This window comes from Agrobacterium rosae (genome assembly GCF_002915175.1).
GTDB classification, from domain to species: domain Bacteria; phylum Pseudomonadota; class Alphaproteobacteria; order Rhizobiales; family Rhizobiaceae; genus Agrobacterium; species Agrobacterium rosae.
The window spans coordinates 82,740-106,834 of the sequence record NZ_NXEJ01000003.1; the positions used below are offsets into that span (position 1 = coordinate 82,740).

The 24,095-nt window shown below is 57.9% G+C and carries 19 protein-coding genes; 6 read left to right on the forward strand and 13 right to left on the reverse strand.

Annotated features, from left to right (window positions below):
• Positions 1 to 7 precede the first annotated feature (7 nt).
• Together CPJ18_RS06125 and CPJ18_RS06130 are read left to right on the forward strand one after the other, a co-directional pair.
• Positions 8 to 1,573 (forward strand): gamma-glutamyltransferase family protein, encoded by a 1,566-nt coding sequence (locus CPJ18_RS06125; protein ID WP_245445344.1) that lies wholly within the window; start codon positions 8 to 10, stop codon positions 1,571 to 1,573.
• Between the two features lie 8 nt (positions 1,574 to 1,581).
• Positions 1,582 to 2,832: an amidohydrolase family protein gene (locus tag CPJ18_RS06130; protein ID WP_077106413.1), complete on the forward strand. Its 1,251-nt coding sequence runs from the start codon at positions 1,582 to 1,584 to the stop codon at positions 2,830 to 2,832.
• Between the two features lie 31 nt (positions 2,833 to 2,863).
• Here CPJ18_RS06130 and hydA read toward each other — a convergent pair whose 3' ends face one another.
• The 5 genes from hydA to CPJ18_RS06155 all read right to left on the reverse strand — a co-directional run bounded on the left by hydA (position 2,864) and on the right by CPJ18_RS06155 (position 7,894).
• Positions 2,864 to 4,288 carry a dihydropyrimidinase gene (gene hydA, locus CPJ18_RS06135; RefSeq protein WP_077106442.1) on the reverse strand — a complete coding sequence of 475 codons (1,425 nt, stop codon included), beginning with the start codon at positions 4,286 to 4,288 and terminating at the stop codon, positions 2,864 to 2,866.
• A gap of 29 nt (positions 4,289 to 4,317) precedes the next feature.
• Entirely contained in the window at positions 4,318 to 5,583 is a 1,266-nt protein-coding gene (locus CPJ18_RS06140) for a cysteine desulfurase-like protein (RefSeq protein ID WP_103657426.1), read from the reverse strand.
• 28 nt (positions 5,584 to 5,611) lie between these two features.
• Positions 5,612 to 6,361, reverse strand: coding sequence for an amino acid ABC transporter ATP-binding protein (locus CPJ18_RS06145; RefSeq protein WP_077106411.1), 750 nt, complete (start codon positions 6,359 to 6,361; stop codon positions 5,612 to 5,614).
• On the reverse strand, positions 6,361 to 7,032 hold the full coding sequence (locus CPJ18_RS06150; protein WP_077106410.1) for an amino acid ABC transporter permease: 672 nt from the start codon (positions 7,030 to 7,032) through the stop codon (positions 6,361 to 6,363). The genes CPJ18_RS06145 and CPJ18_RS06150 overlap by 1 nt, the downstream gene beginning before the upstream one ends.
• 64 nt (positions 7,033 to 7,096) lie before the next feature.
• Positions 7,097 to 7,894: an ABC transporter substrate-binding protein gene (locus CPJ18_RS06155; RefSeq protein WP_103657427.1), complete on the reverse strand. Its 798-nt coding sequence runs from the start codon at positions 7,892 to 7,894 to the stop codon at positions 7,097 to 7,099.
• 156 nt (positions 7,895 to 8,050) lie between these two features.
• On the opposite strand from CPJ18_RS06155, the gene CPJ18_RS06160 reads away from it, so the two are divergent.
• On the forward strand, positions 8,051 to 8,743 hold the full coding sequence (locus CPJ18_RS06160) for a FadR/GntR family transcriptional regulator (protein ID WP_077106408.1): 693 nt from the start codon (positions 8,051 to 8,053) through the stop codon (positions 8,741 to 8,743).
• Between the two features lie 57 nt (positions 8,744 to 8,800).
• On the opposite strand, the gene CPJ18_RS06165 is transcribed toward CPJ18_RS06160, so the two are convergent.
• Both CPJ18_RS06165 and CPJ18_RS06170 read right to left on the reverse strand, forming a co-directional pair.
• Positions 8,801 to 10,075, reverse strand: coding sequence for a HAMP domain-containing sensor histidine kinase (locus CPJ18_RS06165; protein ID WP_103657428.1), 1,275 nt, complete (start codon positions 10,073 to 10,075; stop codon positions 8,801 to 8,803).
• Positions 10,076 to 10,077: 2 nt separating this feature from the next.
• A complete protein-coding gene (locus CPJ18_RS06170) occupies positions 10,078 to 10,764 on the reverse strand; it encodes a response regulator (protein ID WP_077106441.1) in 687 nt (228 codons plus the stop codon).
• Between the two features lie 147 nt (positions 10,765 to 10,911).
• Between CPJ18_RS06170 and CPJ18_RS06175 the strand changes: the two genes are divergently transcribed.
• From CPJ18_RS06175 to CPJ18_RS06185, 3 genes are read left to right on the forward strand one after another with little or no spacing between them, the layout of a single operon-like run.
• Positions 10,912 to 12,339 (forward strand): efflux transporter outer membrane subunit, encoded by a 1,428-nt coding sequence (locus tag CPJ18_RS06175; protein WP_103657429.1) that lies wholly within the window; start codon positions 10,912 to 10,914, stop codon positions 12,337 to 12,339.
• Entirely contained in the window at positions 12,339 to 13,463 is a 1,125-nt protein-coding gene (locus CPJ18_RS06180; protein ID WP_077106405.1) for an efflux RND transporter periplasmic adaptor subunit, read from the forward strand. The genes CPJ18_RS06175 and CPJ18_RS06180 overlap by 1 nt, the downstream gene beginning before the upstream one ends.
• On the forward strand, positions 13,460 to 16,522 hold the full coding sequence (locus CPJ18_RS06185) for an efflux RND transporter permease subunit (RefSeq protein ID WP_103657430.1): 3,063 nt from the start codon (positions 13,460 to 13,462) through the stop codon (positions 16,520 to 16,522). Before CPJ18_RS06180 ends, CPJ18_RS06185 begins: the two co-directional genes overlap by 4 nt.
• Before the next feature lie 9 nt (positions 16,523 to 16,531).
• On the opposite strand, the gene CPJ18_RS06190 is transcribed toward CPJ18_RS06185, so the two are convergent.
• The 6 genes from CPJ18_RS06190 to CPJ18_RS06215 all read right to left on the reverse strand — a co-directional run bounded on the left by CPJ18_RS06190 (position 16,532) and on the right by CPJ18_RS06215 (position 23,933).
• Positions 16,532 to 17,974: a M20 family metallopeptidase gene (locus tag CPJ18_RS06190; protein ID WP_103657431.1), complete on the reverse strand. Its 1,443-nt coding sequence runs from the start codon at positions 17,972 to 17,974 to the stop codon at positions 16,532 to 16,534.
• Between the two features lie 117 nt (positions 17,975 to 18,091).
• Positions 18,092 to 19,636, reverse strand: coding sequence for an ABC transporter substrate-binding protein (locus tag CPJ18_RS06195; protein ID WP_103657432.1), 1,545 nt, complete (start codon positions 19,634 to 19,636; stop codon positions 18,092 to 18,094).
• A 40-nt stretch (positions 19,637 to 19,676) separates the two neighbouring features.
• Positions 19,677 to 20,546 (reverse strand): serine hydrolase, encoded by an 870-nt coding sequence (locus CPJ18_RS06200; protein WP_103657559.1) that lies wholly within the window; start codon positions 20,544 to 20,546, stop codon positions 19,677 to 19,679.
• 2 nt (positions 20,547 to 20,548) lie between these two features.
• Positions 20,549 to 22,177 carry an ABC transporter ATP-binding protein gene (locus tag CPJ18_RS06205; RefSeq protein ID WP_103657433.1) on the reverse strand — a complete coding sequence of 543 codons (1,629 nt, stop codon included), beginning with the start codon at positions 22,175 to 22,177 and terminating at the stop codon, positions 20,549 to 20,551.
• Entirely contained in the window at positions 22,174 to 22,992 is an 819-nt protein-coding gene (locus CPJ18_RS06210; protein ID WP_077106399.1) for an ABC transporter permease, read from the reverse strand. The genes CPJ18_RS06205 and CPJ18_RS06210 overlap by 4 nt, the downstream gene beginning before the upstream one ends.
• On the reverse strand, positions 22,989 to 23,933 hold the full coding sequence (locus tag CPJ18_RS06215) for an ABC transporter permease (RefSeq protein WP_103657434.1): 945 nt from the start codon (positions 23,931 to 23,933) through the stop codon (positions 22,989 to 22,991). The genes CPJ18_RS06210 and CPJ18_RS06215 overlap by 4 nt, the downstream gene beginning before the upstream one ends.
• Positions 23,934 to 24,095: the final 162 nt, after the last annotated feature.

The following is a 24,095-nucleotide window of genomic DNA, read 5'->3' on the forward strand; positions in this document are numbered from 1 at the left end:
AGCACGCATGCGTCAGTCGGAAAAAACGGCGGCCCGGTCCAATAAGGGCATGGTCACAACGCCGCATCACACGGCGAGCGAGGCTGGTGCGAAGGTCTTGCGGCGTGGAGGCACGGCGATCGAAGCGGTGATTGCCGCCGGTGCAGCGCTCACCGTTCTCTATCCGCATTTTTGCGGGTTGGGCGGAGATGCAATCTGGATCGTGGCGGATGGCTCCGGTCGTCGCCAGACGATCATGGGGATCGGGCAGGCGGCCGAACATCTGCCCGCGCTTGATGCCATCTCGCAACGCGGCCCGCTATCGGCGCTGACAACAGCGGCACTTGTCGATAGTTGGGGCGAGGCGTTGCGATACTCGTCCGAGAACTGGCAGGGAACGGAGAGCCTGCCCACGCTGCTCGCGGACGCGATTGAGCTGGCGGCACAGGGTTTTCCGGTCAGCCGATCGCAAAAGCATTGGCACGCATTTCGCGCAGCCGAAATTTCCAAATGGCCGGGTTTCGAAAACCATTTCGTGACTGAGGGTATTCAGCGGCAACCGCAACTGGCTTCCGTTCTGGAGCGGATCGCTCTTTACGGCCACCGGGAATTCTACGAGGGCGAGCTTGCTCAACGCATCGCAAATGCTCTGGAGACGGCGGGTAGTCCTATCCGCCTGGGTGACTTGCAAAAGACCGCTGCACAGATGGTCGAGCCCATTTCCATGATCTATCGAGGCATCGAACTTCTCGCGCCACCACCACCATCGCAAGGCGTAACGACGCTTGGGATTATGGGCGTCCTGTCTCATTTCGACATGGCAAACGTGGACCCGTCATCCGCAGAGTTCTATCATCTCTGCGTCGAGGCGGTGAAGCAGGCCTTTCTCGACCGTGGGCAAATTGCCGATCCGGATTTTGTGGCCCAACATTGCGCAGAGTTGCTGGATACTCTCAACTTGTCCAGCAAAGCCGCAGAGATAGACCGAGAAAACGCTCTTGCCTGGCCTTCGCCCTACCAGCACGGTGATACGGTCTACCTCTCCGCAGTCGATAAAGAAGGCCGTTGCGCCAGCGTTCTACAGAGCACCTATTATGATTGGGGAAGTGGTGTCTTGCTTGGCGACACAGGCATTGTCTGGCAAAATCGTGGTGCGGCCTTCAGCGCAGATCCGATGAGCCCGAATGTTCTGGCACCCGGCAAGCGGCCATTTTACACGCTCAATCCCGGCATTGGTTTGCGGGACGGTAAACCGCACCTTCTCTATGGCACGCAAGGTGCCGATGGGCAGCCGCAGACGCTGACGTTGCTATTAAGCCGCCTCATAGACCACGGCTTCGATCCGTTGTCCGCGCTTTCCGCGCCACGGTTTCTTCTCGGACGAACCTTTTCCGACACGCGCGACAATCTGAAGATTGAAGCTTCAGTTGGCGACGAGGTTATCGAGACATTGCATGCCATGGGCCACGAAACCATCGCTATTCCTGCCCTGAGCGCGCTGGCCGGGCAGGCGGGGGTAATCCGGTTGAATGGTGACGGCTGGATGGACGGTGCGCATGATCCCCGCAGCGATGGCTGCGCCATTGGTATTTGAGGCCCGACATGCTCGCTGATCTCGTTTTTCGAAATGCGCAACTGGCAGATCAGACGGAACCGGTGGATATTGCGGCAAAGGACGGGCGCATCGTGGCGATTGGCGCAAACATCCGCTGCGATGCCGTGACGGAAGAGGATATTGAGGGCAACTTCGCCTTTCCCGGCTTTGTCGATAGCCATATCCATCTCGACAAAGCGTGCATCCTGGAGCGCTGCACGATCTGTGCTGGTACGCTGGAAGAAGCTGTGCGCGAAACTGCAAAAGCCAAGGCCGGATTTTCCGAAGAAGACGTTTTTGAGCGGGCTTGCGCCATCGTCCGGCAAGCCATTGCCCACGGCACCACGCGCATGCGCACCTTTGTGGAGATCGATCCACGCGCTGGCATGCGCTCATTTGCAGCCATAAAGCGCGTTCGTGAGCAATTTTCCTTCGCAATCGACATCCAGATTTGCGCTTTCGCACAGGAGGGGCTGACGCAGGAGCCTGAAACGGAAGAGATGCTGGACGAGGCTCTACGAACCGGTGCCGATGTGATCGGTGGCTGTCCCTACACCGACCCGCGACCGGAGGAGCATATCAGCCGCATCTTTGCGCTGGCCAGAAGGCATGATGTCGATGTGGATTTCCATCTGGATTTCAGCCTCGATCCTGCAAGAACTGATTTGCCGGCCGTTATCGACGCAACCCGTGCGAATAGCTACGGCGGGCGAGTGACGATTGGCCATGTAACCAACCTCTCCGCGCTTGATCCGGCAGCACGTTCGATGGTCGCGCGCAAAATCGCCGCCGCCGGGATTGCCGTGACGGTTTTGCCCGCGACAGATTTGTTTCTGATGGGGCGCGATCAGCAGTTCAACATCCCGCGCGGTGTTACACCGGCACATCTTTTGCTGAAAGAGGGAGTGCAGGCTGCAATCGCGACCAACAATGTTCTGAACCCCTTTACCCCATTCGGAGATGCCTCACTGGGACGGATGGCCAATCTCTATGCCAATGTTATGCAGTTTTCCCGTGATGAAGATATAGACTCGGTTTTTCAGATGGCCAGCGCGCATGCCGCGAAGATTATGAGAGCAGATTATGGATTGGCTGTGGGCGCGGTGGCAGACATCGTCGTCCTTGACGCCCCGAACCACCGCAGCGCCATACGATCCGGGGCGCAAACCCTGGCTGGCTGGAAAGCCGGACGCAAAACATTTGTCCGATCAAGGCCGCAAATATTCGAAGAAATGGCCTCCATACCCGGCATTGACTGAATGCCGGGCAATCAGATGTTTTGTTTGATGCTCAGCTCAATGCCTCAGAACGCTGCTTGGTGAGCGATGACCGTTCGCGCGGCAGATAGCTTCCATGTGGGGACGGCGCGGCGAAATGTCCGTCCTGCACGATGTTCTTGCCGCGTAATAACAGGCGCACCGGCCAGCCCCTGATATCCAGCCCCTCGTAAGGCGTATAATCCGCGCCATGGTGCAGCATCTCGTTGGTGAGGGTGACGCGCTTGTTCGGGTCCCACAAGGCGATGTCGGCATCCGCGCCAACGGCAATCGTGCCCTTGCGCGGGTAGAGGCCGTAAAGCTTGGCGTGATTGGTGGAAGTAACGGCGACGAACTGGTTGATGTCGATCCGGCCCTTCATCACACCTTCCGAAAACAGGATGGGCAGGCGGGTGGCGACGCCGGGGATGCCGTTGGGAATCCAGCGGAAATGCCGTTTGCCTTTCTCGTTCAGTTTTCCCTCTGCGTCATCGAAGCGGAATGGGCAATGGTCGGATGAAAACAGGTCGAACACGCCCTGTTCCAGCCCTTCCCAGCAGGCATCCTGGCTCGCCTTGTCACGCGGTGGCGGGGAGCAGACATATTTGGCACCTTCCATCTCGCTCTGGTCAAGATCGTCTGCGGTCAGCATCAGATATTGCGGGCAGGTTTCACCGACGATTTTCTGGCCGCGCTGACGTGCCCGGCGGATTTCTTCCATCGCCTCACGGTTGGAGACGTGAACGATGACGATGGGGACATCGACGATTTCCGCAAGCGAGAGCGCCCGGTGCGTTGCCTCGCGCTCGGCGGCAATCGGTCGTGTCGTTGCGTGATATTTCGGTTCGAATTTGCCGTCCTCCTCATGGCGACCGATGAGGTAGCGAATGGCATCCTCGTTCTCGCAATGAACCATCACGAGAGCGCCGGTGCGGCGTGCCGTATCCAGCGTGGCGAGGATTTCATCGTCGCGAAGCCGCAAGCCTTCATAGGTCATGAAGACCTTCAGTGAGGTGTAGCCATCCTCCACCAGCGCCGGAAGCTCCTGCCCCAGAACTTCGGCAGTCGGGTCGGTGATGACGAGATGGAAGGACACATCCACATGGCATTTGCCTTGCGCCTTGGCGTGATAGACCTTCAACGCCTCGCGCAGGGACTGCCCCTTCTCCTGCATGCAGAAGGCCAGAACCGTGCTGTTGCCGCCGATGGCAGCCGAGCGGGTGCCGCTGTCAAAATCATCGGCCATGACGATGCCATCGCCGGAGGGCTGGTCGAGATGGACGTGGCTGTCGATGCCGCCGGGCAGAACGAAAAGGCCGGTGGCATCGATGATCTCGTCTGCGTCGGTCAGTTCAGCGGCAAGTGCGACGATACGACCATCCTTGATGCCGACATCGCTGACGAAAGTGTCGCTTGCCGTCACCACGGTTCCGTGTCTGATCACCGTATCGAAACGCATCATTCCCTGTCCTTCCTGTCGTTCACAGCTCAGCTTGCCCTCGCAAATCCCGCATCGCCAGCCAGAATACGCTCAAGCGCTGCCGTGAAGCGATCCACCTCTTCCAGCGTGTTGTAATGCACCATGGAAACCCGCAGCATGCCGCCATGGTCGGTCAACTCGAGATATTCGGCAAGCCGACGGGAGTGGAAATCCCCAAAGCGCATGGCAATCTGTTCGCCGTCCATTGCCTTGCAGAGGTCACCCGCCTCGCGGCCATCGAAGCGGAAGGCAATCGTCGGCACGCGTGTCTCATCATGGTTGCTGGTCTGCCCAACGATCCGGCAATCGTTACGGGAGCGCAGGTAGCTTAGCAGGCGTTCGGTCAGGAGGTTCTCCTGCGCCGTGATGGCTGCAAATGCCGCCTCGATTTTCTGGCGCACCGTGCCGGTCACGCCTGCCTGCTCGCCGAGTGTCGTCAGGTAATCGACGATGCCGCAGGTGGAATAGGCCAGCTCATAGTTCGGGTTGCCCGGCTCCAGCTTGCCCGGCACTTTGTCCTTGCCGTAGAAGTAATGGTAGAGCGTATCAAGCTCGAGCAGCAGATCGTATTTGCCATACATCAGTGCATAATGCGGACCATAGGTCTTGTAGAGGCTGAAGACGTAATAATCGACGTCGAACGCCTGCACATCGACGGCGCGGTGTGGGGCATAGGCCACGGCATCGACGCAAATCTTCGCGCCGCGCGCATGCACGAAGTCGGCGATCTCTCTGACAGGATTGATCGAGCCGAGAATGTTGGAGACATGGGTGACGCAGACCATCTTGGTGCGCTCGCTCATCAGCAGTGCGAGATCGGCAAGATCGAGCGTCAGTGTTTCCTTGTTCAGCGGCCAGAATTTGAGCGTGATGCCCGCATCCTGCAAACGGTCCCAGGGGCCGATGTTGGATTCGTGGTCGCTGACGGTGACGATGATTTCATCGCCCGCAGACAATTGGCTTTGCATGGCGCGGGCAAGGTTCTGCAGCAGCGCCGTGGTGGAACTGCCGAAGATGATTTCTTCCGGTCTCGACGCGTTGACCAGATGCATGGCCGCAGTCCGTGCCTCATAAAGTGCATTGGCCGCACTTTGCGAAACCGCGTAGGAGCCGCCGATTTGCACGTTCTTTTCGATCAGAAACGTATTGATGCGCTCCAGCGCGCCTTTCAGAGTTTGCGATCCGCCGGCGTTGTCGAAGAAAGTCCAGCCGCGCGACAGGCCCGGAAACTGGCTGCGTACGTAATCGAGGTCAAGCGGTGAAGGGGTGGTCATTCCTGGTGTCTCCCGAATGGTCTTTTATTCAATGATTGAGGACGGCGCGAAGGAAGCCGCGTGTCCTTGCCTCTTGTGGATTGTCGAAAATGTCTGAAGGCGTGCCGGACTCCACCAGCCTGCCGCCATCCATGAAGATGACGCGGTCCGCCACCTGACGGGCAAAGCCCATCTCGTGGGTGACGATCACCATGGTCACACCGGTGCCCGCCAGCTTGCGCATCACATCCAGCACTTCGCCGACCATTTCAGGATCGAGCGCCGATGTCGGCTCATCGAACAGCAGAACACGCGGCTCCATGGCAAGCGCCCGGGCAATCGCCACACGCTGCTGCTGGCCGCCTGAGAGTTGGCCGGGAAATTTTTCCGCCTGCTCGGAAATGCCGACGCGGGCCAAAAGCTCTCGTGCCTTGCGTTCAGCCTCCGCTTCCGGCGTCTTTCGCACCCGCATGGGGGCAATCATAACGTTTCTGAGAACCGTCATATGCGGAAACAGATTAAACGACTGGAACACCATGCCGACTTCGGCACGCACCTTGGCTAGCGCCGGACCGGGGGCAACGCGAATGCCATCCACGGTTATGGTACTGTCAGGCGAAAAGGCTTCCAGATGGTTGATGCAGCGGATGAGCGTCGATTTGCCCGACCCGGAAGGACCGATCACGCAGACGACTTCGCCTTCTGCCACATCGAGATCGATTCCGTGCAGCACGGTGAAGGTGCCATAGGCCTTGGTCAGTCCACGGATGGAAATGAGGGGTGGTGCGGTCTTTTCCATCAGCGTTTCCCCCGGCTGAAGTGTTTCTCAAGGCGTGCCACGACGGCCACCATCGGCCAGAGCAGTGCGATATAAATGAGCGCAGCACCGATCAGCGGCGTCGGGTTTGCGTTCAGCGCCTGCGCTTGCGTGGCCTGTTTCAACAGGTCCGGCATGGCTACCACCGAGGCAAGGGCGGTGTCCTTCATGACGTTGATGCAGTTGTTGGTCAGCGGTGGAATGACGATGCGGATGGCTTGCGGCAGGATAATATCGATCATGGTGTTGCGGTTGGAGAGACCAAGCGCGGCAGATGCCTCGAATTGCCCATGCGGCACAGCCTCGATGCCTGCGCGAAAGATTTCGGCGGTATAGGCGGCGGATACCAGCGACAGCGCAGTGACCGCAGACAGGAAGGGCGACAGTCGGATGCCGACGAAGGGCAGCGCGTAATAGACGACAATCAGCAGCACCAATAGCGGGATCGACCGGAAAATGTCGATGTAACCACGGATCAGCAGTTTGAAGAAAGCCGGAGCGTAAAGACGTGCCACCGCCAGAAACAGGCCGCCTATCAGACCGCAAAGAATGCTGGTGACGCCGATCTGGATCGTGACGACCAGACCCCAAAGCAGCTGCGGCAGGCTGTTGAGGAACACGGGAACATTGAAGAAGGTATTGATGAGGTTCATGCCGGAGTGGCTCCCTTGGCAATCTGGCGGGGCGCGATTGGCCCCGCCGGATGCGGTTCAAGCCTTACTTGGCCTTCGGCATGTCGAGAACGGCAACCGTCGAGGTCGTGTCCTCCGCTTTCGCGCCGAACCATGTCTCATGCAGCTTGGCAATGAAGCCTTCGCCCTTCAGCGTGGTGATGACCTTATTGACTTCAGTGGCGAGCGGATCGCCCTTGTTGAACATGATCGAGTATTTTTCACCGGTCGGGATGCGCTCGACAACCTTCAGCTCAGGCTTGTCCTTGGCGTAATAGAGCAGAGCCGGAATGTCAGAGATATAGCCATCGATGCGACCGGCCACGAGATCGAGCATGGCTGGCTGCAAGCCTTCGAACTTGCGGATTTCGCCAAGCTTGTATTCGCCCTTATGCGCTTCGGCCCACATGTCGCCCGTCGATCCCGTATCGACGCCGACGACCTTGCCGCTCATACCCTTGAGGCCGGTGATGCCGGAAGCGGCTGTGACCGTCAAAGACTGGTCGCTATCGTAATAGGGCTGAGCGAAGGTGACGGATGTCAGGCGCTTTTCGGTGATGGTGATCGAGGAAATAGCCATATTGATGCGGCCGGACTGGACGGCGGGGAACAGGCCGTTGAACGGCGTGTTGACGAATTCCACCGACTTGCCGAGGCGCTTGGCGATTTCGTTGACGAGATCGACTTCGAAGCCGGTGACCTTGCCGCTGGCATCTTCGAATTCCCATGGAACGTTGCCGATATTGGCACCGACCGTCAGATCGGCGGCCTGAACGTTGAGCACGCCGAGTGCTGAGACCAGCCCGGCGAGAAATGTGCTTTTGATGCGCGAAACGTGAAGCATTGGAGGACCCCTTGTTTTATGTTTTGAGCCAATCTACGTTGGTCTAACTGGTCAGACCAGTCCGACCAAACAAGCACGCGCTTTTATGCTTTGCAAGATGTTACTTCAAAAATATATCGGAAGGGCCGGGGACGGCTTTCAGGGAACAGGGATCGAATGCTCAACAAAACGCTTGTGCCACAATCGGTTGCCCGCGAAATCCAGGCCATGATTCAGGCCGGACAATTGAAGGCAGGCGAAAAAATCCCCTCACAGCGTGAGTTCTCCCAGAAATTCGGCATTAGCCGCGCATCTCTTCGCGAAGCTTTGCTAACCCTGGAAACCCTCGGCCTTTTGAAAACGGAAGCCGGACGCGGGACATTCGTGGCTGCTGGTGATGGAGCGGCTGGCCAATCGGGCATGGCACCGTGGCGCTACTCCGAAAGCTATTCCGTTTTCGATGTCTTCCAGACCCGCATTCTGCTGGAGGGCGAGATCGCCCGCCTTTCCGCTGGTCGTCTGTCCCAGACACAGCTGGAGAAGATGGAAAAGGCGACCAAAACGATGGAGGATTGCTGGGCCAATCAGGATTTGCTCGCCAATGTCGATGCCGATCTGGAGTTTCATGGCATCATCGTGTCCGCCTGCTCCAACACCATGCTGAAGGCCCTATACCAGACGGTTCGGGATCAAGTCACCGAAACCCAGCGCCAGCCAATCCCGATTACGGACCCGGAAAGAATGCGGCAATCCATCGCAGAACACCGACGCATTATTTCCGCTCTAAGGGCAAACGACGGTCCGCTGGCTCGAAGCGAAATGGAAGCGCATATTCGTAACACGGCACGGTGCGCGGGCTTGCAGCCATAGGTGCCACAATCTTTAGAGTTCGATTTGTTGCCGTGAAAGCGCGTCCGCTGCTGCTCGTCATCGAAGGTCAGAATTTGCCGAAATGGTGATTTCTACCAGCAATCCACCGGATGGCGTATTGCTGGCGGTTGCGCCGCCGCCGTGCCATTCGGCGGCGCGGCGGGTGATAGCAAGCCCTAGGCCGAAGCCGGAGCGGGTGGTGACGGTGGAGCTTTGGGAGAAGGGCTGGAAGATGGTTTCGAGTTGGGATTCTGGCACGCCAAGCCCTTCGTCCTGGATGGAGAGTGACAGATTGGTGCCTCTCACCTGTGATGTGACGAGCACCGATGTTCCGGTTTCGGTATATGCTATCGCGTTGCGGATGACGTTTTCCAGCGCCCGATAGATCAGTTCGCCGTTCACTGATGCTACGAATGTCTCGACGCCCTGGTAGATGACTTTCACCTCACGGCTCTGGCCCTCAAAGCTTGCGTCTTCGACAATTTCGCGGACGAGGTCTATGACATCGAGCGTTTGCCGTTCGAAGCGTGGGGTACCGCGTTCGGAAAGTCTGGCCAGCGTCAGGATTTCGCCGACCAGTTGGTCGAGGCGCTCCACTTCGCGTCCCATTCGTTCGATCATAGCTGTCAGTCGTGCCGGGTTTTGTTGTAGGACGCCGATTGCGGCTTGTAGCCTCGATAAGGGCGAGCGAAGCTCGTGCGAGACATCGTGAAACAGTTGCTGCTGCGTTTTCTGAAGCTCCTGCAAACGTGTGGCAGTGATGTCGAGATCGTGGGCAAGCGAGGTTATTTCGTCGCGCTTGCTGCCGATTGTGTGGGCGATGCGAACGTCGAGCTGGCCATTTGCCAGCGCGCGAAGTCCGTAACGGAGCTGCTCGACTGGGCTGATGAAATAGCGCGCGAGCCAGTAGGCAGCCGCCGCGGCTGCGAGAAGGGCAGCCAGCCATGGCACGGTGCGCGGCCAAGTTTTGGAAATTACGCCCTGATCGGGACCTGCAATCTCGATGCGATAGCAACTTCCGTCGCTTACGAGATTTGTTGCGAATTCACTGCCCTGCGTTGTTGTGCAGTCGGTGGCTGGACCAACCGCATTGATGCTGACGGTGATATCCTGATCGGCTTTCTTCATCGCCGCAATCAGCGCCATTGCTGCGTCCGGCCCGCTGGATTGCAAAAGCTGCGATGTCGTCTCCATCGCAAACGCCTGTTTGCGATGACTGAGCTCTTCCTGGAAAGGCGATTGAAACAATGCGCTGATGGTAAATAGGAACGCGATGGAGCCAGCCATGGCAAGCCATACGACGGTAAAGAATTTCCAGAACAGGCGACGCATTTCTAGCCTTCCAACAATTGATAGCCACGGCCTCTTACGGCCTGTATCCAAGGTTGTTCGTCTGCCCGTGTTCCCAGTTTTTGACGGATACTGCTGATATGCACGTCGATGCGCCGGTCGAAGGCGGTCAAAGGTTTGCCGAAGGCGCGAAGAGAAATTTCCTGCTTGGAAACCAGTTGGCCGGCGGAGCGCGCAAGAACTTCAAGCAGGCTGAATTCCGTACCGGTCAGCTCCAGCGGCGTGCCGTGCCACTCGGCTGTGCGCTTGGAGGGATAAAGAACAAGATCGCCGGTTCTGATTTCTTCCACCGAACCATCGCGTTCGCTTCGGCCCGACCGGCGCAGAATGGCGCGTATGCGCGCCGCCAGTTCTCCCGGTGAGCAGGGCTTGGACACGTAATCATCGGCGCCGAGGTTGAGGCCGGAGATACGATCGACATCATCGCCACGGGCCGTCAGCATCAGGACTGGCACGTCGCTGACCTGCCGGATTTTGCGCAGAACCTCGATGCCGTTCATGCGCGGCATCATGATATCGAGAACGATGAGATCGGTTGATCGCGACAGGGCTTTGGCGACACCGATCCTGCCGTCGGCAGTGGCTTCCACGGCAAAACCTTCCTCGGTCAGATACTCACCAAGCAGATTGGTGAGTTCCGTATCGTCATCGATCAAAAGAACCTGGGTCATGGTGTAATCCATCGGGTAGATGGACGACCTTTAAGGCTTACCATCTGCGAATACAGCAGTTTTACATAACTTTACGTATTCTTGACCGACATTAACATCGCGATCCCTAAAATACGGCCTTGAGCTTTTTCAGGCAGTCCGGATCCCATGCGCATTACGGTTTTTCATTCCTTTTCAGTTTTCGCCACGGCAGTTGTGCTCACCGGCTGCACAAGCCTTGGTGAGCTGAAGCCTGCGGCCTCCGTCGTTGCGGCCCACTGGCACGCCACCTTGCCCCATGGCGGTCGCTCCAGCGATCTTCTGGCCTGGTGGGCGAGTTTCAAGGATGGCTCTCTGGATGCATTGCTGAGAATGGCAGAGCAGGACAATCCGTCCATTCAGGAAGCGGTGGCCAATATCGACAAGGCGCGGGCGACGCTCGACAGCACCAAGGCAGGCCTTTTCCCCTCACTCGGTGGCTCCGCATCCGCTTCGCGCGAAGGCAACAAGGGCGACGATCTCAATAAGCTTTCGGCGGGAACGACCAAAAGCGGCGGGCTCGATGCGTCGTGGGAACTCGATCTTTTCGGAAAAACCAAGAAACAGGTGCAGGCCGCGGCTTCGAGAGCGCAGGGCAAGGTCTGGTCGTGGCATGATGCGCGCGTATCTGTTGCCGCCGAAGTCGGTGATTATTACGTGCAGTACCGGGCCTGCCGGCAGCTGGAGCGGCTTTACAGTGACGAACTCGCCTCCCAGAAAGAAACGATCCGGGTGACGGAAAAATCCGCACAGTCGGGTTTCACCTCGACGGCCGATCTGGCGCTTGCCCGCGCCAGTGCTGCATCGTCTTCGTCAAGCCTTACCTCCCAGCGCGGGAATTGCGAAATCCTCCTCAAATCCATCGTTCAGCTGACGGGTGGTGACGAGACTGCTGTCAGAAAGCTTCTCGACCACGGGCCGATCCGCATTCCGCAACCGTCCCAGCTACGCATCGCCTCGGTTCCGGCAGAGGTCCTACGGCAACGGCCCGATATCAACCAGTTGGAGACCGAAGTTGTCGCGACGATTGCCGATGTTGGTGCTGCCAAGGCGGATATGTATCCGAGCCTCAGCCTGAGTGGATCGATCTCCATCAGCCAATCCACCGTTACCGGCAGATCGGTGCCATGGTCCTTCGGTCCAGCCCTGTCCATTCCCCTGCTGGATGGGGGATCGAAGAGGGCAGCAGTCAGAAGTTCGGTTGCGGATTATGATGTCGCGGTGGCGAGTTACAAGGACGGTGTCCTGAGTGCGGTTTCCGAGGTCGAGACAGCGCTTGTGAATGTGAATACGGCGCTGAAGCGCATCAACGATGCCAAGTCTGCCGCAGACTATTACCAGAGCTATTTCCGGTCTATCGATCAGAACTGGAGGTCCGGCGGGGCCAGCATTCTCGACCGTGAGGAGGCACGCCGGTCTGCGCAGTCCGCCGCCATCAGCCTTATCGAAATCCGGCGCGATGCGGTCCAGTACTGGATTGCTCTCTACAAGGCTCTTGGAGGCGGCTGGGCTTCGCCAGCCAATGTTGCTGTTGCCTCCCTTAATGGAACACGCTGATGCAAAAATATGTCTTCATTCCTGCTGCGATTGCAGTTGCACTCGCTTTTACCCTGAGTACCGATGCGCGCGGTGAGGATAGTCAACAGACGACCACCCGTGCGGCGGCGCTGAGCGTCAACGTGACCAAGCCGGAGGTCGCGTCCTGGCCCGTGACAATTCCTGCCAGTGGACGACTTGCAGCATGGGAGGAAGCTGTCATCTCGGCCGAAGTCAGCGGCCTGCGGATCACCGGCGTTAATGCAGATGTCGGTTCCGCTGTGAAGAAGGGCGACCTTCTGGTCCAATTCGACCCCAAGACATCGCAGGCCGAACTCGATCAACAAAAGGCTTCTGTCGACAAGGCTCAGGCAGAGCTTGATCAGGCGGTAGCCGACGCAGACCGCGCGCGCGGATTGACCGGATCCGGCGCGCTTTCGAACCAGCAGACGACGCAATATCTCATCACCGAGCGCACCGCCAAGGCGGAGCTTGCGTCTGCGCGCGCATCACTCGCCTCTGCGCAACTGACGCTGGACCGAACCAAGGTCTACGCGATTGATGACGGGGTGATTTCCAGCCGCTCCGCCTCCTTGGGTAAGGTCGTCAATGCTGGCGACGAGTTGTTCAAGCTGATCCGCCAGAACCGGGTGGAATGGAACGCGGAACTGCCGGTCAAACGTCTGGCTGACGTGAAGGAAGGGACGAAAGCCGTCATCGCCACGCCTGCGGGTGATGTTCATGGCGAGGTGCGGTTAATATCGCCCACCTCGTCCACGGATAACGGGCGAGTCATTGTCTATGTCGCGCTGCATCCAGACGCAGGCATGCCGCAACCCAAGACCGGCGTTCTGGTCAGTGGTCATTTCGAGTTTGCCCAGACCGATGCTCTCACGGTTCCCGCTTCGGCGGTGACACTCAGAGACGGCTTTTCCTACATCTTCATCATGAACCCATCCCAGCAGGATACGGTCTTGCGAAAACGTGTCGATACCGGCCGACGGCAGGGGGATCGCGTTGAGATTCTCTCGGGCATAGAAAAGGCGGATAGCATCGTCGCATCGGGCGGCGCCTTTCTGGCGGATGGCTCGGTCGTGCGGGTCGTAGAGGCAGCTGAAGTTGCCGATGGGCAGGCTGCGAAATGAATTTCTCCTCCTGGTCCATCCGCAATCCGGTTCCGCCAATCCTGCTTTTTGCACTTTTGACCGCCTGCGGTCTCTGGGCGTTCAACCGCCTCGATGTGCAGAATTTCCCCGATATGGATCTGCCGACCATCGAGATTTCAGCATCGCTGGATGGAGCCGCGGCATCCCAGCTGGAGACGGAAGTTGCGCGCAAGATCGAAGATGAGCTGACGGGTTTGACGCAGCTCGATTCCGTCACGACGACAATCACCGATGGTTCAGTCAGTATTTCCGTAGCCTTCAAGGTTGGCAAGGATACGCAGGTCGCGCTCGATGAGGTCAAAAGCGCCGTTGATCAGGCGCAACCCGATCTGCCGCAGGATATGAACGCGCCGACCGTTTCGAAACAGTCTCTCAATTCGTCGCCGCTCATTACCTATGTGGTTCACTCCGACAAGCTGGACGATGCGGAACTGTCATGGTTCATCGATAACGACATGTCGCGCGCGCTGATGGCTGTGGATGGCGTTGGAGAGGTCGGCAGGCTTGGCGGTGTCGATAGAGAGATCAGGGTGGCGTTGAACGCTGATCTGCTGGATGGCCTCGGTCTGACGGCCAATGACGTCAACAGTCAGGTAGAGGCGGTGCAGTCCGATCTCTCGGGTGGCAAGGGGCGCATTGGCGGCGAAAGCCAGTCGGTTCGCACGCTGGCGGCTGCCAAAAATGCGGATGAGATACGCGCGCTGCCCATTCCGCTGTCAAAGGGTAGCTGGGTTCGGCTGGACGAGGTTGCCACGGTCACCGATACTCACAGCGACCTGACATCGCTGGCCTATCTCAATGGAAAGCCGGTGATTGCCGCGCAAATCAAGCGCTCCAAAGGGTATTCAGATACCGCAGTGACAGACCGTGTTCGCGAGATGATCAAAACATTCGCCGCTGCCAACCCGCAGGTAATGATCGAGGAGGCCTATAACACCGTCGTCCCGACGGAGCAGAATTACGAATCCTCGTTGCATATGGTGTACGAGGGAGCGATCATCGCCATTATCGTCGTTTGGCTGTTCCTTCGCGATTGGCGTGCAACGCTTCTGGCCGCGGTGGCCCTGCCACTGTCCATCATTCCCACCTTTCTCGTCATGTATCTGCTCGGCTACAGCCTGAATACGATCACGCTTCTGGCGCTTTCACTTGTGGTGGGCATTCTCGTAGACGATGCCATCGTTGAAATCGAGAATATCGAGCGACATCTCAATATGGGCAAAAGCCCCTATGATGCGGCGATGGAGGCGGCGGATGAGATCGGCCTTGCGGTCATTGCCACTACCTTCACTTTGGTCGCCGTATTTTTGCCGACCGCATTCATGGGCGGCATCCCCGGCATCATCTTCAAGCAATTCGGCATCACGGCCTCCGTTGCCGTTCTCGCCTCTCTTCTGGTTGCGCGTCTGGTGACGCCGATGATGGCGGCCTATCTGATGAAGGCGACCGGCAAGGGCCATGATGAGGATGGCCGTATTATGCAGGCCTATCTCAGGCTTGTGAAAGGCGCACTGAAACGTCGCTGGCTACCCGTGCTCGGCACTGCGGCTTTCATGGGCTTTACGGTTTTTCTGTTAAGCCATCTTTCGACGGGCTTTTTCCCAGCATCCGATAATGCACAAACGCAGGTAACGCTAACCACGCCTTCAGGATCGACCATCAAATCGACCGACGAAACCGCGCAAAAGGCCTCCAGCATCATTGCAGGTGTGGACCATGTGACCTCGGTATTTCAGGCAACCGGCACGGCATCGACCGGCGGCATGAACAGCACGTCCACGGCTAACACAGACAGCGCCACCATCGTCGTTAACCTGACACCCATCGACGACCGAGATATCAAACAATCCCAGATTGAGGCCGATTTGCGAAAGGCGTTAGAGAAGCTGCCCGGTGTGCGGATCGAGATCGGTTCCGGTGGTAACGGCACCCAGTTGACGCTGACGCTTGCGGGCGACGACTCTGATCTTCTGGAGACGGCGGCCTCCAGCCTTGAGGCCGATTTGCGTACCCTGCAAGGCATCGGCAACGTGACGTCGTCAGCCGCAATGCAGGCACCTGAAATCACCATCAAACCCGATCTGGCCGAGGCGGCCTCCCTAGGGGTCACGTCTAAATCCATCGGCGAGGCCGTGCGTGTTGCAACGTCAGGTGCTTATGATGAGGCGCTCTCCAAGCTCAACCTGCCGGAGCGGCAGGTGCCTGTGCGTGTCATGCTCGATACGGTCAATCGACAGTCTCTGGATGCCATATCGCTGATCCCTGTGGAGGGGCGAGATGGCAATGTCGCGCTCGGGACGATTGCCGATATCACCATGGGTTCCAGCCCGAGCCAGATCGACCGGCTGGACCGCTCGCGCAATGTCTCGCTCACGGTCGAACTCAATGGCAGGAGTCTGTCGGACGTTCAGTCGGAGGCTGAAAAGCTGCCGAGCTACCAGAACCTGCCGCAGGGTGTGAAATTTGTCGAACAGGGCGAATTGAAACGGCAGAGCGAGCTGTTCAGCAGTTTCGGCCTGGCCATGGCCATCGGCATTTTCTGTGTCTATGCCGTGCTGGTCCTGCTCTTCCACGATTTCCTTCAGCCGGTGACAATTCTGATGGCCCTGCCTCTCGCCTTCGGCGGTGCCATGCTGCCACTGGTGCTGGAAGGAGCAAGTTTCTCTATGCCTGCGGTCATCGGCCTGCTGCTGCTGATGGGCATCGTCTCGAAGAACTCCATTCTTCTCGTCGAATATGCGATTGAGGCGCGCAGAGGTGGCATGTCCCGCTACGATGCATTGATCGACGCTTGCCACAAGCGGGCAAGACCCATCGTCATGACCACCATCGCCATGGCCGGTGGCATGCTGCCCGCTGCCCTCAGTCTCGTCTCGGGCGACCCAAGTTTCCGCCAACCCATGGGCGTTGTCGTCATCGGTGGACTGATAACCTCCACGGTCCTCAGCCTCCTCATTATTCCGGTGGTGTTTACCTTCCTGGATGACCTGCTGGTGGGGCTCAAGACGAGATTAATAGGTGTGAAATCAACACGCTAAGGGCGTCGCTTAATAGGTGGCAGGTGACATGTGAACTGGGATGGGGCAGACATATGGCTCGTCTTGTATTTTCTCCCGCCATTCCGCTTTGGCATGGGCTAACAATTCGGGTGAGGTTGCAAGGTCAAGTCCAGTTGCTGCCAGCGTTTTTGCCGCATGAACCATCGCCTTATGGGCACCAGGGCTGCGTCCCTGTGCCACTACTTGCCATGTATGAGGATTAGTGCCGATGGCCCAGGCCGGTGCCCAGCATTGTGCCGTCGGCGTGACTCGGCTCACATCGCCCACATCGGTCGACCCTGCGCGGAAATGCGACTGACCTTCGAAGTCCCGCAGACCGAGATGCAGTGGCGTCGAGCCGTCGATCTTCTGGTTGGAAAAGACATCGTTTTTGATCTGATAGAGGCGGATGCTGCTCTTGATCGCCTCGTCGGTAAACGTCGCCTGTATCTTGCGGGCGAAGTCTATATCGGCCTCATCGAACGGCACGGGGCCAATCGAGACGAGATTGTCGTGGATTGCGTTTTCCAGTGTCAGGTTGGGCAGCAGATTGGTAGCAGCCGTGTCGAAAATGATCTCGACTTCCGTTCCGGTCATCATGGCCGCGCCCCGAGCGACCTGTTCCACACGCTCGGCTAGTGCCAGCGCCTGGGACATTTCCGGTGCTCGCACGAGGTACAGCACTTCGGCTTTTGCCTGCACGACATTGGCTGCACGACCGCCAGCGTCGGTAATGGCGTAGTGGACACGGCAGTCCTGCGGCATGTGCTCGCGCAAGAAATTAACGCCGACATTCATCAGTTCGACGGCGTCCAGTGCAGAGCGACCAAGATGTGCGGCATTTGCCGCATGGGCAGCAACGCCCTTGAAGCGGTAATAGTATTCGAGAACGGCAAGATTATTGGTAGAGCGCACACCGTTGAAGGGTGCAGGATGCCAGGTCAGAGCCGCATCGACATCGGCAAAGGCACCGGCGCGTACCATGAATGTCTTGCCGGAACCGCCTTCCTCGCCGGGGCAGCCGTAATAGCGCACGGTACCGGGAAGGCCGTTGGCTTCCAGATGTTTTGCCAGCGAAATCGCGGCCAGCATCGAGCCGCTTCCCAGAAGGTTGTGGCCGCAACCATGGCCGCTTCCGTCCACCTCGACTGCCATTGGATGATCTACGCCCGATTGCTGGCTCATGCCCGCCAGCGCATCATATTCGCCAAGAAATGCAATGACAGGCTTGCCGCGACCATACTCGCCGATGAAGGCCGTCTTCATGCCCGCAATGTCTTGTCGAACGGAAAATCCATTTTGTTTCAGTGTTTCAACCAGCAGGTCCGATGATCGAACCTCCTGAAATTTCAGTTCCGAAAACTCCCATATCCTGTCGCTAAGATTGGTAAAATCGGGTGCCAGCGCATCGACGGTCTGGATGAGCGATTGAAAGGCGGCTGTATCTGGCATGTTTTATCCTCAGGGGAAATATGGACAGTCTTGGAGCGAATTTGCAAAGGGAAACAAGCCAAGCTGCAAGCTAGCGGGGTGCCGCGTATCATCGCGGCACCCGGCTTTCGTCATGGCTTACTTATCGAGGGAAACTTCCCAGAGGCGGGCATTGGACTGCCAGACGGGCTGACCCTTCAGGGCCTTCGTCGCACCCCAGACATCGATCATGTCGTAAAGGAAAATCCCCGGCATCTCCTCAAGCATCAGCTTGTGGAACTCGTCAAAGATGGCCTGGCGTTTTGCCGTGTCGATTTCGGCATAGGCAGATTTCATCAACGCGATTGCCTTGGGGTTATCCCACATCAGCGAGGTATTCTTGTCCTTGTCGCCCACATAGAAGCTGTACATCAGCGCCGGATCGAGACGCGGTGCGACAGATTGCGAGATGATCTGGTAGTTGCCGGAACGACGGCGGTCCACCTGGGTTGCGTAGTCGAGAACTTCGATCTGTACGTTGAGACCAATTTGCTGAAGCATGGCCTGGGCGATGACGGCAGCAGGGAAGCTCGGCACGTTGCCGCGTTTGTTGGCGATGATGCTGATTGGCTCGCCCTTGTAACCGGAATCTGCCAGTTCATTCTTGGCCGCTTCCAGATCGTAAGGAAGGCGCGTCTTCTGGGTTTCGCTGAAGTAGACAGAGTCCGAAGCGACCATGGAGCCGTTCGCCTTGCCGGTGCCGTTGGATGCGGCGGCAACCAGTTCGTCCAGCTCAAGCGCCATCGCCATGGCGCGGCGCACACCTGGCTTGCCCATGATCGGATCGCGCGTCTGGATGTAGAACAGGTTCTTGCCGTTGTTCTGCGAAACGATGACCTTGGCTTTTTCGCTTTGTTCGAATTCAGGGATCAGGTCGGGAGAAATTTCCGCCGTGTCGAGAACACCGGATTGCAGGCCGGCCTTCACCGTAGAGGCATCGGGAATGACCATAAACTTAATGCCGTCGACCAACGGACGCTTGGAGCCGACCATGCCATCCGGCTCGCCATTGTTGGCGGGCGAAGCGTAGTCATCGAATTTCGTCAGGTGGATATATTCGCCCTTTTTCCACTGGTCCCACTTGAACGGGCCGGTGCCGATGGGCTTGTCGAACGTGCCATCGGTGGCAACGGACTCAGGTGAAATCATGCCGGTGTAGCCGCATTCAGGGCGCGACATCAGGCCGAGAAAAACGGCGGACGGTTTTTCAAGCGTCATAGTCACGGTCTGTGTATCGACCGCCTTGATGCCCGTGACCTTTACGGTGCCGCTGCCGTCAAAGTCCTTGATGCAGGTCCATTTCGTTGCCGGGTCCATGTAGCGGTTCCAGTTCCAGACCACATCTTCGGCTGTCAGCGTCTTGCCATTATGGAATTTCACGTCTGGACGCAGCTTGAATGTATAGGTCAGGCCATCGGCAGACATTTCGAAGGACTGCGCCAGCAGAGGCTTGACCTCGCCATTGTTGGCATAACCGACAAGGCCCTCGACGATGTGCAGAATGACGCCGTCCGTGTTGCCATCGCGGTTGACGCCGGGATTGTTGCTGCGCAGATCGGAGCTCTGGGCGATGACGATGTCCCGTGCGGCGGAAACGCCGGTCAGCGACATCAAGATCGTTCCGGCGAGAAGAATGCTTTTCATGTTACCCTCTTTTGTTGACGTTTGTGATTGTTCTCAAGGCTTAAAATGCGTCCCAGCAGACGCGAGACAGCTTGCCGATGGTTTCGAGCGACAACGTGTAGCCCGGCGTGCGATCCGGCATTTCCTGCGGCACCTGATCGGTGAAGGCTGTGATGATGTAGAGTGGCGAGCCATCCCGATAGACGATGCCGGCATTCATGCGTCCACGCTTTCCGGTGCCGCCCTTGTGGGCAACCACCGTCCCGAAAGGTAGCCGTGACGGAATGGCGTAACGCAGGATCTGGTTCTTTAGCGTCTGCAGAGCATAGGCGCAAAGCTCATGTGAAGAGCCCAATCTGTCTGCGGCGTCAGGTGATTTCTGCGCGTCGAGAATGGTCTGGAGCAGAAACAATTGATCACGGGCCGTCGTCGTCGTTACGGATTTCAACGTGTGGTCCGGCGACAGAGCCAGCGGCGGAATGAGGAAGCGATGATGCGTGCCGCTCATGCCGATCGACTTGCAGTAGCTGTCGACCTCTTCCAATGTCAGCCGCTCGAACACCATCTTGGTGCAGACATTGTCGCTCAGCACCATCATGCCGGTTATGGCATCGCGCAGCGAAATCACGATGCCGGGCGTCATGTAGCGGAACATGCCGCTGGCCACTTCCTCGGCAAAACGTGCCTCGTAGGTGATCTGCTCATCGAGATCGAGCCTGCCCTCCTGCACGGCTTTCAACGCTGCCATCATGATGGATGTTTTGCGGGTGCTGGCCGATGGCGTTTCCTCATCGGCGCCGCGCTCGAACGTCTCGCCCGTCAGCAGGTTGCGAATGCTGAAACGGGTGACAAAATCCTGCGCATCGCAGACGGCGTTGAGGCGCTCGGCAACGGTACCGGAGGTTTCTTTAATCAAGGTGGTGGTTGTCATTTTCAGTTCTCCAGACGCCATTTCAGTTTGACGCCGCCGGTCTCGTTGAGATCGAGTGCGGGAATGGCCGAAAGCAGACGCCGCGTGTAGGCCTCTTTCGGCGTGTCGAAGATTGTATTGCGATCGCCCTCTTCGATGATGCGGCCGTCCTGCATAACGACCACGCGGTCGGCCACCTGTTCCACGACACCGAGATCATGGCTGATGAACAGGCAGGAGAAGCCGTAGCGCTTTTGCAGATCGGAAAAGAGCGATAGCACCTGTGCACGAACGGTCACGTCGAGCGCCGACACCGGTTCATCCGCAATCAGAAAACGGGGACGCCGCGCAATCGCACGGGCAATCGCCACGCGTTGCCGCTGTCCGCCCGAAAGCTCGTGCGGATAACGCAGGGCATATTCGGCACCAAGACCGACTTCCTCCAGCGTTTCATAGGCTCGCTTTTTCTTCGCAGTGCGGTCGATGCCGGGAACCAGTCGCAGCGCCTCTTCCACCAGCGCCAGAATGGTCATGCGGGGATCGAGCGAAGAATAGGGGTCCTGGAACACCATCTGGCAGTTTAGGCGATAATCCTGCCAGTCGGCATCACGCTTGCGACCCTGAAACAGGATTTCACCGTTGGTCTCGCTGACCAGACCGGCAATGGTGCGACCCAGCGTCGTCTTGCCGGACCCGGAGCCACCCACCAAGGCAACGACTTCGCCCTCGTGGATATCGATGGACACGCCATGTAACGCACGCTTGGCAGTTCCCTTTTTTAAAAGAGATCTGCGGCCCGGATAATCGACCACGATGTTTTTCGCGGATACCATCGGTGCCGATGCCGTATCGATTATCCGAACTTCGCCGCGGATCGGCAACGACGATAGTAGTTTGCGGGTGTAGGGATGCTGTGGTGCCTCAAGGATCTGTTCTGTTGTTCCAGCCTCGACGATCGATCCTTTTTCCATCACTACGATGCGGCTGGTATAGCGAGCGACCATCGGCAAATCGTGGCTGATCAGAAGGACAGCCGTGCCTTCAGCCTTGGTTAGGCCCACCATCAGTTCCATGACATCGCGCTGGATGACGGCATCGAGTGCCGTCGTCGGCTCATCCGCAATCAACAGAGCGGGCTTCAGAAGCATGACGGAGGCGAGCATAATCCTTTGGCGCATGCCGCCGGAAAACTCATGCGGATAGGAAGTGAGGGCTCCTTCCGGGTCGCGAATACCGACACGCTGGAGCATGGCAAGTATTTTGACGCGACGTTCTGCTGGCGTATATTTGGTGTGAAGGGTGAGGCCCTCTTCCAATTGTCGCCCAATGGTCATGGACGGGTTGAGCGACGTCATCGGCTCCTGAAACACCAGCCCGATTTCGGCACCGCGCAGGCGGCGCAAGTCTGCTTCGCTCATCGATGTGATGTCGCGCCCCTTGTAGGTCACATCACCGCCTGTTTTGCGAATTGCGGGCGGCAACAACGAAATCAGTGCGCGGGTCGCCAGCGACTTGCCGGAGCCGCTTTCCCCGACGATCCCGAAGATTTCTCCGGGTTCGAGATCGAAGCTGACATTCTTCACGACTTCGACGCCGCGATGGATAATCTCGAGAGAGAGATTGCGCACGCTGAGAAGCTTTTCCTGTGTCATTTCAAACCTCTCATGCGGGGATCAAGTTTATCGCGAAGCGCGTCTCCGAGTAAATTGATGCCGAGCAATGTCAGTGCGATGCAGAGACCGGGGAAAAGCCCGAGCCAGACGGCTTGTTCGATGAAGGGGCGGCCAGCGGCAAGCATATTGCCCCAGGTGGGTGCCGGTGGTGGCACGCCGAGGCCAAGGAAGCTGAGCGCGCTTTCAGACAGAATGGCCCAGCCGAACATGGAGGTCGCAAGAACGGTGATCGGTGCCAGGCAATTGGGCAGAATGTGCCTGACCATGGTGAAAATCTCGCTGTTGCCCATGATCTTGGACGCTTCGATAAACTCACGCTCACGCAGCGATAGAACGGCACCGCGCACAACGCGCGCCATGGATGGCGTGTAGGCAATGCCGAGCGCAAAGATGATGCCGTATTGATTGGCACCGAACACCGCCAGCAGGCCGAGTGCCAGCAGGATTCCGGGAAAAGCGAGCAGTGCGTTGTTGATCGCCATGATGACGCCATCGATCCAGCCACGGGAATAGCCGCTGATCAGCCCGATCAGCGTACCGGCGATGGTGGCAAAACCGACCGTCAGGCAACCGATCCAGACACTGGCGCGCGCGCCGATCATCAGACGGCTGACAACGTCCCTTCCGAACTCGTCCGTGCCGAGCAGATGTTGTGCACCCGGTGCCGCGAGACGAGCGGTGAAGCTGAGCTTCATCGGATCAAATGGTGTCCAGAACAAACTGACGGCTGCGACAATGAGGAGAATTGCAATGAGAAAGCCGCCGATCAGGCCATTGAGCGTAAAATGTTTCATTCTGCCACCACGCGCGGATCAAACAGAGGGTAGAGGAGATCGACGACCAGATTGACCACGACGTAGGAGAAGGCGACGAACAGCAGGCATCCCTGAATGACCGGATAGTCGCGCTGAAAGATGCTATCGACCATCAGCCGTCCGAGACCGGGAATGGTGAAAACCGTTTCAATGACCGCGATGCCACCCAGAAGATTACCGAGAATGAGGCCGATCATCGTCCAGGTTGGACCGAAGGCATTTTTGAAGGCGTGCTTCCAGAGTACGGCGCTTTCCGAAAGACCTTTGGCGCGGGCATGGGTGATGTAATCCAGCCGTAGCACCTCGAGCGTGGAGGCACGCGCCATGCGGATCAGGACACCCGCTTCATGGATGACGAGCGTCATGATCGGCAGCACGAGATAGAGCAGGCCGCCAACCAGATTGTCGCTGATCGACACATATCCCAGCACCGGCAACCAGCCGAGCTTGAGACCAAAGAACAAAAGCAACAGCAGGCCGAGCCAGAAAGTTGGAATGGACAGCAGGATCGTTGCGGTGCCGACCAGCGCGAGATCGGTAATGCTATTTTGCCGCCAAGCGGCGATCACGCCGGCGGGAACGGCAATCAGGCTCGCCAGAATGACAGCGATGATGACGATTTCAGCGGATACCATGAAGCGCGACACGACGAGTGGCAGTACGGCCTCATTATTGACGATGGAGCGTCCGAAGTCGCCGGTCAGCACATTGCCACTCCAGATCAGAAACTGTTGGGGCATCGAGAGGTCGAGGCCAAGTTCGGTTCGCAGAGTGGCAATCTGATCCGGCGTGGCCATGTCGCCCAGCATGAGAGCGGCGGGATCACCCGGAATGAAACGGATTAGCGCAAAGACCGTAATGGCAACGATAACCATAGTCGGCAACGCCATGAGCAGGCGGTTGAATATAAATCTAATCATCGGTTCCCCTGAACACGATTGGCGGGGCCGGATCTACAAAGTCACCGGCTGTTTATGGATAGACTATGAGCGATGAGAGATTTTTGCGCAATATTATGCATTTTCATCATAGCTTTATGCATATCGTGCGCCGCGTCTCTTCGGACGCATACGGGCTAAAAA